11 protein-coding genes and 1 pseudogene are annotated in these 13648 nt (G+C 68.2%); all 12 read left to right on the top strand.

All coding sequences use genetic code 11. The features are described 5' to 3' along the window. Positions 1–191 precede the first annotated feature (191 nt). The 12 genes and pseudogenes from OVA13_RS10535 (at position 192) to OVA13_RS10480 (ending at position 13583) form a co-directional block, all read left to right on the top strand. Positions 192–1251 (top strand): annotated as a pseudogene (locus OVA13_RS10535) (pilus assembly protein PilM). Continuing rightward, entirely contained in the window at positions 1251–2030 is a 780-nt protein-coding gene (locus tag OVA13_RS10530; protein ID WP_267790437.1) for a PilN domain-containing protein, read from the top strand. Before OVA13_RS10535 ends, OVA13_RS10530 begins: the two are co-directional and overlap by 1 nt. Then, the gene (gene pilO, locus OVA13_RS10525) at positions 2027–2707 is read left to right on the top strand and encodes a type IV pilus inner membrane component PilO (RefSeq protein ID WP_267790436.1); all 681 of its coding nucleotides are present in this window, start codon (positions 2027–2029) and stop codon (positions 2705–2707) included. Before OVA13_RS10530 ends, pilO begins: the two co-directional genes overlap by 4 nt. Further along, the gene (locus OVA13_RS10520; protein WP_267793508.1) at positions 2707–3243 is read left to right on the top strand and encodes a pilus assembly protein PilP; all 537 of its coding nucleotides are present in this window, start codon (positions 2707–2709) and stop codon (positions 3241–3243) included. Before pilO ends, OVA13_RS10520 begins: the two co-directional genes overlap by 1 nt. Before the next feature lie 14 nt (positions 3244–3257). Then, positions 3258–5174: a type IV pilus secretin PilQ gene (locus OVA13_RS10515; protein WP_267790435.1), complete on the top strand. Its 1917-nt coding sequence runs from the start codon at positions 3258–3260 to the stop codon at positions 5172–5174. A gap of 160 nt (positions 5175–5334) precedes the next feature. Next, positions 5335–6360, top strand: coding sequence for an AAA family ATPase (locus OVA13_RS10510; RefSeq protein ID WP_267790434.1), 1026 nt, complete (start codon positions 5335–5337; stop codon positions 6358–6360). Positions 6361–6396: 36 nt separating this feature from the next. Then, positions 6397–7293: a DUF58 domain-containing protein gene (locus tag OVA13_RS10505; protein ID WP_267790433.1), complete on the top strand. Its 897-nt coding sequence runs from the start codon at positions 6397–6399 to the stop codon at positions 7291–7293. Continuing rightward, positions 7293–7745, top strand: coding sequence for a DUF4381 domain-containing protein (locus OVA13_RS10500; RefSeq protein ID WP_267790432.1), 453 nt, complete (start codon positions 7293–7295; stop codon positions 7743–7745). Before OVA13_RS10505 ends, OVA13_RS10500 begins: the two co-directional genes overlap by 1 nt. Beyond that, entirely contained in the window at positions 7742–8764 is a 1023-nt protein-coding gene (locus tag OVA13_RS10495) for a vWA domain-containing protein (RefSeq protein ID WP_267790431.1), read from the top strand. Before OVA13_RS10500 ends, OVA13_RS10495 begins: the two co-directional genes overlap by 4 nt. Next, positions 8761–10524 (top strand): tetratricopeptide repeat protein, encoded by a 1764-nt coding sequence (locus OVA13_RS10490; RefSeq protein ID WP_267790430.1) that lies wholly within the window; start codon positions 8761–8763, stop codon positions 10522–10524. The genes OVA13_RS10495 and OVA13_RS10490 overlap by 4 nt, the downstream gene beginning before the upstream one ends. Next, complete coding sequence (locus tag OVA13_RS10485; RefSeq protein ID WP_267790429.1) at positions 10521–12185, top strand: BatD family protein; 1665 nt, start codon at positions 10521–10523, stop codon at positions 12183–12185. The genes OVA13_RS10490 and OVA13_RS10485 overlap by 4 nt, the downstream gene beginning before the upstream one ends. A 78-nt stretch (positions 12186–12263) precedes the next feature. Continuing rightward, on the top strand, positions 12264–13583 hold the full coding sequence (locus OVA13_RS10480; protein ID WP_267790428.1) for a dicarboxylate/amino acid:cation symporter: 1320 nt from the start codon (positions 12264–12266) through the stop codon (positions 13581–13583). The last annotated feature ends 65 nt before the right edge of the window (positions 13584–13648 follow it).

Below are 13648 nucleotides of genomic sequence, written 5' to 3'. Positions count from 1 at the left end.
GTGGCGGCAGAGTATAGATGACCGCCGGGGCCGCCATGGGCGATCCCAAGGGGAACAGGGACTTGGGGAACAACCCTCGTGAAGCGTGACAGGCCGCACAGCCACGCAAACGTCGGTTGCCAAGAGTAAAAACTTGGTTATTAATGTGGGCGCACGCCGTACGCCCAGTGCCCGTCGGAAGGGGAAAGACCGTGGGGCTAATCCCAAAAAGCCAGTCGCCGCTCATTGGCGTCGACATCAGTTCGACTGCGGTCAAGCTGCTTCAGCTGTCGCGTGTCGGAAACCGCTATCGCGTGGAACACTACGCGGTGGAGCCGCTGCCGCCCAATGCGGTGGTGGAGAAGAACATCGTCGAGGTCGAGGCGGGTGGGCGAAGCCATTCGCCGTGCGGTCAACCGCGCGGGCAGCAAGGCCAAGCACGCCGCAGCGGCCGTCGCCGGTTCGGCGGTGATCACCAAGATCATCCCGATGCCGGCCGACCTGGACGACAGCGACCTGGAAGCCCAGGTGGAGCTGGAAGCCGTCAACTACATTCCGTACCCCATCGAGGAAGTGAACCTCGACTTCGAGGTGCTGGGCCCGATGCCCAACAACCCGGAGATGGTGCAGGTGCTGCTGGCGGCGTCGCGTTCCGAGAACGTCGAACTGCGCCAGTCCGCGCTTGAGCTGGGCGGGTTGTCCGCCAAGGTGATGGACGTGGAAGCCTTCGCGGTGGAGAACGCCTTCGCATTGATGGCCGACGACCTGCCGATTCCGCAGGACGGCGTGGTCGCGCTGGTGGACATCGGTGCCACCATGACCACCCTCAATGTCCTGCGTCGTGGTCGCAGCCTGTACAGCCGCGAGCAGGTGTTCGGTGGCAAGCAGCTGACCGACGAAGTCATGCGTCGCTACGGCCTGACCTACGAGGAAGCCGGCCTGGCCAAGCGCCAGGGTGGCCTGCCGGAAAGTTACGAAGTGGAAGTGCTGGAGCCGTTCAAGGAAGCGACCGTCCAGCAGATCAGCCGCCTGCTACAGTTCTTCTATGCGGGCAGCGAGTTCAACCGCGTCGACCAGGTCGTCCTGGCCGGTGGTTGCGCCGCCCTGCCGGGTCTGCCCGAGATGGTGGAAGAGCAGCTTGGCGTGCCGACCGTGGTCGCCAACCCGCTGGCCCAGATGACCCTCGGCCCGCGCGTGCAGGCGCATGCGCTGGCGCAGGATGCTCCCGCACTGATGATCGCCACCGGCCTGGCTTTGAGGAGCTTCGACTGATGGCAAGAATCAACCTACTCCCGTGGCGCGCCGAGCGCCGCGTCCAGCGCCAGCGCGAGTTCTACGTGATGCTGGGTGCGGCCGCCATCGCCGGCCTGCTGCTGTCGTTCCTGCTGTGGTTCCACTACGACCGCCAGGTGTCCGGCCAGACGGTGCGCAACGATTTCCTGAAAGCCGAGATCGCCAAGGTCGAAGCACAGAACAAGGAAATCGAGAAACTCGACGAACAGAAGCGTCGCCTGCTGGCCCGCAAGGAAGTCATCGAGAAGCTGCAGGCGAACCGTTCGCAGATGGTCCACCTGTTCGACTCGCTGGTCCGCACCATTCCCGATGGCGTTTCACTGTCCAACATCAAGCAGGACGGTGAAGTGCTGACGCTGGAAGGCCGCGCGCAATCCAACGCACGCGTCAGTGCCTACATGCGCAACCTCGAGACCTCTGGCTGGATGACCAAGCCCGAGCTGTCCATCATCGAGGCCAAGCCGGAAGACACGAAGGAGCTGGCCGCCACCGGTGCAAGCCGCGCGTTGCCGTATGTCTTCAAGCTGCAGGTGCGCCTGGCCAATCCGATGGCTGAGGAAGAAGCCGCTGCCGCGAATGCGGTGCCGGCTGATCCGAATGCTCCGCCTGCCGCTGCGCCGCCCGCACCCGTGGAAGGCCAGCCCGCGCCGGCACCCTCTACGCCCGCCACTACCCCGCCGGCCGCACCGGCCAGCCCGCCCCCCGCCACAACGCCCAGCGGTGCTTCGACGCCGGCCACCACCGGGAGCGCGTCATGAGCCAGAAGAAAACATCGCTCAAGAACCTGGACATCAACAACATCGGCGCATGGCCGCAGAACGCCAAGATCGGTTTCTGCGTGCTGGTGAGTCTGTTCATCCTGGCGTTCTCGTTCTTCCTCTTCATCAAGGGCAAGCGCACCACGCTGGAATCGCTCGAGCGCGAGGAGGTAACCCTGCGCGAGAAGTTCGAGACCGAGCAGGCCAAGGCCGCCAATCTGGAGCCCCTCAAACAGCAGCTGGCCCAGATGGAGCAGGTGTTGCAGCAGATGCTGCGCCAGCTGCCCAGCAAGACCGAAATGCCGGACCTGATCATCGACATCTCGCAGACCGCGTTGTCCAGCGGCCTGGCCAACGAGCTGTTCCAGCCCGAGCAGGAAACGCTCAAAGAGTTCTATGCCGAGAAGCCGATCCAGTTGCGCATGGTGGGCAGTTACCACCAGTTCGGTGCGTTCGTCAGTGGCGTGGCCTCGTTGCCTCGCGTGGTCATCCTGACCATGCACGACATCTCGTTGAAGCCGAAGGAAGCCAAGGGCGGCATCAGCGCCCGGGGCGCGCTGGAGCTGTCCGGTACCGTGAAGACCTACCGCTATCTGGATGAGAAGGAAGTGGCCGAGCAGGAGGCCGCGGCCGCAGAGGCCGCCAAGAATGGCCAGGCTGCAGGAGGTGGCGCATGATGCCGGTCAGCGACAAGGCGCTCCGTTTCATGGCGGCGCTTTCGATGATGCTGGTGCTGGGCGCATGCGCGCGCGGCATCACCAGCACGCCGGGCGACGCCCCGAACCTCGAGAAATGGGTTGCCGACGTGCGCGCGCGACCAGCGCCACCGCTGGAGCCGCTGCCGGTGATGCAGCAGTTCGAAACCTTCGAGTACGCCGCGCAGACCATGCGCGATCCCTTCAGCGACGCCTGGAACAACACCGACGGCCCGGGCCTGCGCCCGGATCCGAACCGGCGCAAGGAAACGCTGGAGCAGTATCCGCTGGACAGCCTGGACATGGTCGGTACGCTTGGCCGCGGTCCGGGGCTGGTGGCGCTGGTGATGGGACCCGACAAGGTCACCTACCGGGTACGTCCGGGGAACTACCTGGGGCAGAGCGACGGCCGTGTCACCACGGTCCGTGAAGATGGCATAGAACTTGTCGAACTGGTGCCGGATGGTGCGGGCGGTTGGCTGGAACGGCCTGCCTCCATCGCGCTTGAAGATCAATGATTAGGGGATACACGATGATCGCTTCCAACGCCCACCGCCTGCGGCCTGCCCGGCGCCTGGCAATGCTCCGGGTCTGCTCTCTGGGCCTGGCCATCGGCCTGCTCGCCGCGGCAAGCGCTGCCAGCGCAGGCTCGCCGGCCGCGCAGAGTGCCGCTCCCCAAACCGCCACGGCGCCCGCGCGTGCCGTTTCGGTGTCCAACATCGACTTCCGTCGGGGTGAAGACGGTGCCGGTCGCCTGGTCATCAAGTTCGATGGCCAGGGGGCGGCGCCTGACCTGCGCAACCAGGGCAGCAATGTCGTCGTGGACGTGGGCAACGCCACCCTTCCGGCCTCGCTGCAGCGTCCGCTCAACGTGGTGGATTTCGCCACCCCGGTGCAGCGCGTCGAAGCGCAGTCCAAGGGCGGCGGTACCCAACTGGTGCTGAGCACCAGCGGTGAGTTCGAATCACTGGCCTACCAGTCGGGCAACGAGTACGTCGTCGAGATCGTGCCGCGGGCCGGCCAGAAGGCCATCGGTGGTGCCAATGCCTCTTCCGGCACCAGCTCCAGCGCAATCGCGACGGCGGCCGCCAAGGTGGCGACCGAAGCGCGCCGCTACGCAGGCCGCCCGGTGACGTTCAACTTCCAGGACGTGCCGGTACGCACCGTGCTGCAGCTGATTGCCGAAGAGTCCAACCTGAACATCGTGGCCTCCGACACCGTGCAGGGCAACGTGACGCTGCGTTTGGTCAACGTGCCGTGGGACCAGGCGCTGGACATCGTGCTGCGCGCCCGTGGCCTGGACAAGCGCCGTGACGGCAACGTTGTCTGGGTCGCGCCGCAGCCCGAACTGGCCAAGTTCGAGCAGGACAAGGAGGACGCGCGCATCGCGATCGAGAACCGCGAAGACCTGATCACCGACTACGTGCAGATCAACTACCACAGCGCCAACGCCATCTTCAAGGCGTTGACCGAAGCCAAGGGCGTCGGCAACAGCAGTGGTGGTGGTGGCGGTGGCAGCGGCAACAACCAGAACGAGAACGGCTTCCTGTCGCAGCGCGGCCGCCTGGTGGCGGACGAACGCACCAACACGCTGATGATCAGCGACATCCCGAAGAAGGTCGCGCAGATGCGCGAGCTGATCGCGGTGATCGATCGTCCGGTCGACCAGGTGCTGATCGAGGGCCGCATCGTCATTGCCACGGACAGTTTCGCGCGTGACCTCGGCGCCCGTTTCGGCATTCTCGGCCGTCGCCAAGGTGATCGCACGCAGGTGATCGGCGGTTCGCTGGAAAACACGACCGACGTCATCGTAGACGGCACCACCGAGAACAATCTCAACGTCAATCTGCCAGCCAACACCTACACCACCAATCCCGTGGGTGCGATCGCCTACACGCTGCTGGGCGCCAACTTCCAGCTGGATCTGGAGCTGTCCGCCCTGCAGGAAGAAGGCCGTGGCGAAGTGATTTCCAATCCGCGCCTGGTGACCACCAACCAGCGTGAAGCGGTGATCAAGCAGGGTCGTGAAGTGGGCTACCTGACCGTCACCGGCAGCGGCACCGGCATCGCCACGCCGACCGTGCAGTTCAAGGAAGCGCTGCTGGAGTTGAAGGTCACGCCGACCATCACCGACGACAACCGCGTCTTCCTGAACCTCAACGTCAAGAAGGACGAGGTGATCCGCTTCATCGACCTGGGCGACTTCGGTTCCGTGCCGGAACTGGCGCGTCGCGAAATCAATACCGCCGTGCTGATCGAGGACGGTCAGACGGTGGTGATCGGTGGTGTGTACGAGTTCACCGACCGCGCCAGCATTGCCAAGGTGCCGTTCCTGGGCGACATCCCCTTCCTGGGCAACCTGTTCAAGAAGAAGGGTCGCAGCAAGGAAAAGGCCGAGCTGCTGATTTTCGTCACCCCGAAGGTGTTGCGCGTGGCCGAGCGCCGCTGATCGCCTGCAGTCAATGCTTGTTCCACACGGGGGCCGCAAGGCCCCCGTGTCGTTTCCGGCGTGCCAGAGCTGAATACCGCATGCCCGTGTCGCCAGCGCGGTGAACCATCCGCGCTCGGCTGGGTCAAAATCGCCCCAGGCTCCACCCCCGACAGGTCCCATGGACAACCCCGCTATCGATCCCGCCGCGACGGGCGTCTCCCCCGATGCCGAACACGCACGCCTGCATGCGGCCTTCACCGCGCTGCGGGAGGGCCTCGCCCAGACCATCGTGGGCCAGTCCGCGCTGGTGGAGCGTCTGTTGGTCGCGCTGCTGGCCGATGGCCACCTGCTGGTGGAAGGCGCGCCCGGCCTGGCCAAGACGACCGCGATCCGCGCACTGGCATCGCGCCTGCAGGCGGACTTCGCGCGCGTGCAGTTCACGCCCGACCTGCTGCCGGCAGACCTGACGGGCACCGAAGTGTGGCGGCCGCAGGAAGGCCGTTTCGAATTCCAGGCCGGTCCCATCTTCCATCCCCTGCTGCTGGCGGACGAGATCAACCGCGCGCCGGCGAAAGTGCAGTCCGCGCTGCTGGAAGCCATGGGCGAACGTCAGGTCACCGTCGGCCGGCACACGTATCCGTTGCCTGCGCTGTTCCTGGTGATGGCCACGCAGAACCCGATCGAGCAGGAGGGCACGTTCCCGCTGCCGGAAGCCCAATTGGACCGGTTCCTGATGCATGTCCGGATCGGTTACCCGGAGGCGGCGGCCGAGGCCGAGATCCTGCGCCTGGCACGGGAGCGCGCGCGGGACGAGATGACCGCCGCGCCGGTACAGCCGCCACGTATGCCACTGGAGGACGTCTTCGCCGCGCGCGCCGCCGTGCTGAACCTGCACATGGCGCCCCAGCTGGAGCGTTACCTCATCGAACTCGTGCTGGCTTCCCGTGATGCCGCGCGCTACGACGCCTCGCTGGCGCGACGCATTGCCTGGGGCGCCAGTCCGCGTGGCTCCATCGCGCTGGAGCGGTGCGCGCGTGCGCGCGCCTGGCTGGCCGGGCGCGATTTCGTCACGCCCGACGACATCCGCGCGATCGCCGCCGATGTGCTTCGCCACCGCGTGCTGCCCAGCTACGAGGCGACGGCGGAAGGGTGGGATGGCGATCGTCTGGTGGCAGCGCTGCTGGATGTGGTGCCTTTGCCGTGATGGGCTTGTTCCTCGTTCGCGCGCGGGAATGACGGCATGAGCGACGGCATCGTCCCCACGCTGTCCGAACTGGTCGCGCTGCGCGGTGTGGCGCAGCGGCGGGGGCCCGCCCGCCGTGGTCGACATCATGTCACCGGTCCGGCGCAGTCCTCGTTGCGCGGACGTGGCATGGAGTACGCGGAGTCCCGCGAGTACGTGGCCGGCGATGATGTGCGTCATATCGACTGGCGCCTGACCGCACGCAGCGGACGCACCCACACCAAGCTCTTCCAGGCCGAGCGCGAGCGCCTGACCCTGATCGTCGCCGATACCGCGCCTGCGCTGTACTTCGGCACACGGGTCCGTTTCAAGTCGGTGCAGGCCGCACGCGCCGGTGCGGTCGCCGCATGGCAGGCCGTGCGCGAAGGCGATCGCGTCGCCATCCTGCGCGGCAGCGTGGCGGAAGCGCCCGTACCGCCGGCCTCCGGCACGCGCGGTGCATTGCGCGCGCTGGATGCGCTGGTGCGCTGGTACACCGCGCCGCCGCTGGACGACACCGGATTGCCCGACGCGCTGCATCATGCCGCACGACTGCTGCGGCCCGGTTCGCGCCTGATCGTGCTGGCCGATCCGCGCAGCGTCGCGGCCTTGCCGGAAGCACGCTGGCCCGCCCTGGCGACGCACCATGAAGTCGCCGTGCTGCTGCTGACCGATCCGCTGGAGACCGATCCGCCGGCGGCCACGTTGCCGTTCGCGCTGGGTGCCCGGCGCGTGGAACTCGATCTGGCCAACGCCGCGCAACGGCAAGGCTGGCGGCGGGAGTTCGTGCAGCCGGTCGAGCAGGCGCTGGAACGCCTGCCGCGGCGCGGCGTCCGTGTCTGGTCGCTGTCGACCGATGCCGCCAGCGACGCCTGGCTGCCCCTGCTGGGCCGCGCCCAGCCGCAGGTGGCGTGATGTCGGCCGCACAGCTGGTGCTGCGTGACGTGCACGTGCCGGCGTCGCCGCCGCTGTGGCCGCTCGCACCGGGTTGGTGGCTGGTGATCGTCGGCGTGCTGCTGATCGTCGGTGCCTGGCTTGCGTGGTCGACGCAGCGGAAACGCCGGCGCGCGGCATGGGTGCGCCTGTTCGAGCACGCGCTCACGCCTGGATCGTCCGCGCAACGGGTGGCGGCGATGTCGGAGTTGCTGCGGCGTGCGGCCCGCAGGGTGGAACCGCAGGCCGACCGCCTGCAGGGCGATGCATGGTTGCGCTTCCTGGACGGTGACAAGGGGCACGCGTTCTCCGACGGCCCGGGTCGCCTGCTGCTGGAAGGCGGGTACCAGCGTGAGGTCGACGCGGTGCAGCTGCAGGCCGCGACTGCCGTCGCACGCGCGCGCTTCCTCGAACTCATGGCCGCACGGCGATGAACCTGTCGCTGCCGACGCTGCAGTTCCTCTATGACGGCTATGCCGGGTTCGCCTGGCCGTGGCTGTGGTTGGCGTTCCCGCTGCCCTGGCTGGCGCGTTGGATATTGCCGCCGCGGCGCAGCCAGGAAGAGGCCATCAAGGTGCCGTACGGCCAGCAACTGGACAGCATCGCCCGCCTCGGCACACGCGCTGCACCGAGGCGGATGGCAGCACTCGCATGGCTGGCATGGTTCCTGTTGTGCGCTGCGGCCGCGCGGCCGCAGCAGTTTGGCGACGCCGTCACGCCGCCCACGAGTGGGCGAGACCTGATGCTGGCGGTCGACCTGTCCGGCAGCATGACCGAAGCGGACATGGAACTCGGCGGGACGGTCGTGGATCGCCTGACCGCCGCAAAGGCGGTGCTGGCGGACTTCCTGGATCGCCGCGAAGGCGATCGCGTGGGCCTGCTCGTGTTCGGCCAACGCGCCTATGCGATGACGCCGCTGACGCGCGACCTGCAGACCGTACGCGAACAGTTGCGCGATGCGGTCGCCGGGCTGGCGGGCCGCGAAACCGCCATCGGCGATGCCATCGCACTGGCGGTGCGGCGCCTGCGCACGCAGGAGGACGGGCAGCGCGTACTCATCCTGCTTACCGACGGTGTCAATTCGGCGGGCGTGCTGACGCCACAGAAGGCGGCAGAGCTGGCGAAGGAAGAGCGCGTGCGCATCCACACCATCGCCTTCGGCAGCGATGGCGGCCTCAGCCTGTTCGGCATTCCCCTGCCGCTGCCCTCCAGCGGCATGGAGGACATCGATGAGGCGACGCTGCGCGATGTGGCCAGGCAGACGGGCGGACGCTTCTTCCGTGCCCGCGACACCGGCGAACTGGCCGGCATCTATGCCGAGCTGGATCGCATCGAGCCAGTCGAGCATGCGGGCGAAGCCGTCCGTCCGCGCCTGGAGCGCTACCACTGGCCGCTCACCGGTGCGCTGCTGGTGGCGCTGCTGGCGCTCGCTTGGCCGCGGAGGCGTGCATGAGTGCTTGGCTGGACGCGCTGCACTTCCTGCGCCCGCATTGGCTGTGGGCCTTGCTGGCGCTGCCGCTGCTTGCGTGGCTCTGGCAGGCGCGACGCCGGCAGCGCAGCGTGTGGCGTGGGGTGGTGGACGCGCATCTGCTGCCGCATCTGATGGTGCGTGGCACGGGCATCGCTTCGCGCACGCCGCTGTTCGTCGCCTGCCTCCCCTGGATCCTGGCCGTGCTCGCGCTGGCCGGCCCGAGCTGGCGCCTGGGCGAACAACCGCTCTGGCAATCGAAGACGCCGCTGGTGATCGTGCTGGACCTCTCCAGCCGCGTCACCGCCACCGACCTGCCGCCCTCGCGGCTGTTGCAGGCGCGGGCGAAGCTCGCGCAGCTCCTGGAGGCCCGTGACGGTGGGCAGGTCGCGCTGGTGGTGGTGGCCGACGATGCGTTCACGGTGGCGCCGTTGACGGAAGACGCGGCCAACGTGCAGCTGTACCTGGATGATCTGTCGCCGGAGATCATGCCGGTGGATGGCGAACGGATCGATCGCGGCATCAGCTGGGCCACGCGCCTGCTGGCGCAGGCGCAGTTCAAACAGGGCGACATCCTGCTGCTTGCCGATCACGCCGATGGCATGGCACGCGATGCCGCAGCGGCAGCGCGAGCGAAGGGCTACGCCGTTTCCGCGCTCGGCCTTGGCACGGCGACGGGCGCGGCCTATCGCCGCAGCGACGGCACGCTCGCCCGCGCGGCGCTGGATGAAGGCTCGCTCCAGCGCCTTGCCTCCGCCGGCGGCGGCCGCTACCACGCGTTGAGCGCCAGCCAAGCGGACCTGATGCGGCTGGGTGTCCTGCTGCCCGAACAGGCGACAGCAACGGCTGGCAACGGCGCGGGCAAGGCATGGCGTGATGAAGGCTACTGGCTGGTGTTGCCGCTGTTGCTGCTTTCGTTGCTCGCGTTCCGTCGTGGTGCGGTGGTGGTTTTCATCGGTGTCCTGTGCCTGCCCATCGCGATGCCTGCGCAGGCGGCCGGCATCGACTGGTGGCAGCGCGCCGACCAGCAACGGCACGCGCAGCTCGAACAGGGTGCGCAGGCCTACCGGGGCGGCGATTTCGTCGAAGCCGAGAAAGCGTTCACCGGCATCGACACGGCGGAGGGCTGGTACAACCTCGGCAATGCGCTGGCGAAGCAGGGCCGCTACGACGAGGCCATTCGCGCCTACGACACTGCGCTGCAGCGGCAGCCGGGCATGCAGGATGCGGTGGCGAACCGGGCCGCGGTCGATGCCGCCCGCAAGCGCCCGCCTTCGGGCGGCGATGGGCAGGGCAAGGATTCGCCGGACAACGGCCCGCAGGACAGAGGCTCCCAGGGCAAAGGCCAGCAAGGCAAAGGCCAGCAGGGGGCGGACTCCCCGAATCCTGCCCCGCCGCAACCTCCCCCATCGCAGCCGCCGTCTTCCGGCGATGCGAAGGGCGCTGCCCCGCAAGGCTCGCCAGCGAAAGCGCCACCCGCGCAATCACCGCCCGACGCCGCCACGCAGGCGGCAGCCGATGCGGCCCAGCGCGAACGCATGCGCCAGGCCATCGCGCAGCAGCAGGCCGGGCAGCGCAGCGACAGCAAACCCGGGCAGCAGGCGGTGGCCGGCGAGACCGCAGCGCAGCGCGAGCGCAGGCAGGCGGTCGATGCATGGTTGCGCCGCGTACCCGATGAGCCGGGTGCGTTGTTGAAGGCGAAACTCCGGCTGGAACAAGAGCGCCGGCAGAGGGAAGGGCAATGAAGCGGATCCTGGTGGTGGTGATGGTGGGGCTGCTGGTGTTCGCGCAGGCGGCGGGCGCGGCCACGCGCGCATGGCTGGAGCAGCCCGATGCAGTGTTGGGCCAGGCCTTCACCCTGAACATCGAGACCGATGCGGTGATGGCCACGCCGGATCTCACGCCACTGCTGCGCGATTTCGAGCTGGAAGGGCAGTCGGACAGCCGCAGCGTCGGCATGGTCAACGGCCAGATGACCTCGCGCACCACCTTCGCGATCACCCTGCGTGCGCGGCGTGCGGGGACGCTGGTGATTCCACCGTTGCAGGTGGGCTCGCAAAGCACCACCGCGTTGACGGTGAATGTGGGTGCCACGCCGACGGCCAGTGCGGCGGCCAACGGCCTGGCCTTTGTCGAGACCGAGATCGACGACGCCAGTCCCTACGTGCAGCAGTCGGTAGGCGTCACCGTGCGGCTTTACTACGCCATGCCGCTCGTGTCGGGCCAGCTGGACCTCGATCCCCCCGAGGGCGCGCTGCTGCAGCGCGTCGGCGAGATCGTGCAGTCCAGTCGCGAGATCGACGGGCGCCGTTACCAGACCGCGGAGCGCCGCTTCCTGCTGGTGCCCGAGCGCAGCGGCCCGCTGACCCTGCCCGGTGCGCGCTTCGAGGGTCGCGGTGCGGGTGGCTGGATGGACGACCTGCTGGGCGGCAACAGCCGCGAGGTGAGCTTGAACGGAGCGCCGCGGACGCTGCAGGTGCGTGCGCAGCCGGCGAACGCGCCGCAGCCCTGGCTGCCGCTGCGCGACCTGCGCCTGCGTTACGCCGGCGCGCCCCAGCAGCTGCGTGCGGGCGAGGCGGCGACGCTGACGGTGGAAGCCACGGCGATTGGCGCGACACAGGCGCAGATGCCCGAACTGCCGACACCGTCGGTGCCCGGTGCGCAGGTCTTCGCCGAACCGCCGCAGTACAACGAGACGTTCGCAGGCGGCACGCCGCAGGTGAAGCTGACGCGCCGCTATTCCATCGTGCCGTCGCAACCGGGTCGACTGGTGATTCCGGGTCTGTCGATGGCCTGGTGGGACGTACGCGGTGGCGTGGCGAAGAACGCGGTACTGCCCGACCTGACGCTGGCCGTCGCGCCGGGCTTCGGCATCGCGGCAGCACCCGCCCTGGATCCGTCGGCGGTGCCCACGCCGGTGGATGGGGATGACGTGTTCGCGCTGGACGGAGAAGGACGCAATCTTCCCGCGCACCTGTGGCCCTGGGTGGCCGCGGGATTCGCGGTGCTCTGGCTGGTGACACTCGTGTGGGGATTGCTCGCGCGGGGTTCGGTCGTCCGCCAGCGCGTTCATGGCGCCGCGGCGTCGCCTTCCCCGTCCACCCCGCAGGCCACCCACACCGCGGCGGATCTCAAGCGCGCGCTGGATGCGGGTGACCTGGACGAAATCGAAGAGGTCCTGCGCGGCATGGCCCGCCCGACCGCCACCGACCTGGATGATCTGGCAGCGCGCTTGGCATCCCCGACCCAGCGCGCCGCCGTGGATGCCCTGCGCCGTGCCCGCTGGGCCGGTGGCGATGCGGGACAGGCCCGCAATGCCCTGCGGGAGGCCTTCCGCGGCGGGCCTGCATGGCGGACGACCGCCGTCGCCGAGCCCGAGCCGCTGCCGCCGCTGTATCCGCGCTAGCCGCGCGCGCAAGCAGGGCTTCGAGGGCCCCGCAGCCGGGTTTGCTAAGCTGGCCGCTTCACTCCGCAGGACCCTCCGATGACCGAAGCCAAGACCGCCGGCAACCCCAAGCTTCCGCTGCACTGGAAGATGGCCATCGGCTTTGGCATCGGCCTGCTGGCCGGGTTGATCGTCTACGCCACCGGCCAGAGCGATGCGGGCTGGGTGCAGGAGCTGACCAAGTACACGACGGCGGCGGGCAAGCTGTTCCTCAACCTGATCTTCATGCTGATCGTGCCGCTGCTGTTCTCGGCACTGGTGGTCGGCATCGCCGAGATGGGCGACATCCGCGCGCTTGGCCGGATCGGCTGGAAGACGCTGTTCTACACCGTGCTGCTGTCGGCGGTGGCAGTGCTGCTGGGGCTGGTGCTGGTCAACCTGATCAAGCCCGGCGCGGGCGTTGACCCCGCGCTGGCGCAGCAGCTGCTGGTCGACAACGCGGACCGAGCCAGGGAGATCGTCGCCAGCGTCGGCTCGCAACCGACCGGTCTCAACATGCTGCTGTCCATCGTGCCCGACAACGTCATCGGCGCGGCGTCCAGCAATGGCGCCATCCTGTCGCTGATGTTCTTCGCGGTGATGTTCGGCGTTGGCCTGGTGCTGACGCCGTCGGAGAATACCGGCATCCTGAAGCGTGCGATCGAAGGCGTCTTCGAGATCTCGATGACGCTGATCGGGCTGGTGATCCGGCTGGCGCCCTATGCGGTGGCCTGCTTCATGTTCAACCTGGCCGCCCTGTTCGGCTTCGACCTGCTGATCAAGCTGGGCGCCTATGTGGGCGTGGTGGTGCTGGCGCTGGCGCTGCACCTGTTCGTTAGTTATTCGGTCGCGCTGAAGCTGGCCGGCCGATCGCCGCTGCAGTTCTTCCGCGGCAGCCAGGAAGCCATGGTGATGGCCTTCTCCACGGCATCGAGCAATGCCACCCTGCCGACCGCATTGCGCGTGGCGGACGAGAAGCTCGGCCTGCCACGCCAGGTGTCGCGCTTCGTGCTGACCGTCGGCGCCACCGCCAACCAGAACGGTACGGCCCTGTTCGAGGGCGTCACGGTGCTGTTCCTGGCCCAGTTCTTCGGCGTGGACCTGTCGCTGTGGCAGCAGTTCATGGTGATGCTGGTGTGCATCCTGGGCGGCATCGGCACGGCGGGCGTGCCGTCCGGCTCGCTGCCGGTGGTGGCGCTGATCTGCGCCATGGTGGGTGTCAACCCGGTGGGCATCGGCCTGATCCTGGGTGTGAACCACTTCCTGGACATGTGCCGCACCACCTTGAACGTCACCGGCGACCTGGCCCTGGCAACCCTGGTGGCGCAGGGCGAAAGTGGCGACGTCCGCCTGCCGGAGCGCCCCGCCGACGGCGGCTAACACCCCCTGCGGGGGCCATGCAACCGGCGACAGCGGCGGCAGGGGATGGGACAATGGCGCCTGCC

The organism is Pseudoxanthomonas sp. SL93, assembly GCF_026625825.1.
Classification (GTDB): domain Bacteria; phylum Pseudomonadota; class Gammaproteobacteria; order Xanthomonadales; family Xanthomonadaceae; genus Pseudoxanthomonas_A.
This window is presented reverse-complemented; position numbering and strand designations above follow the sequence as displayed.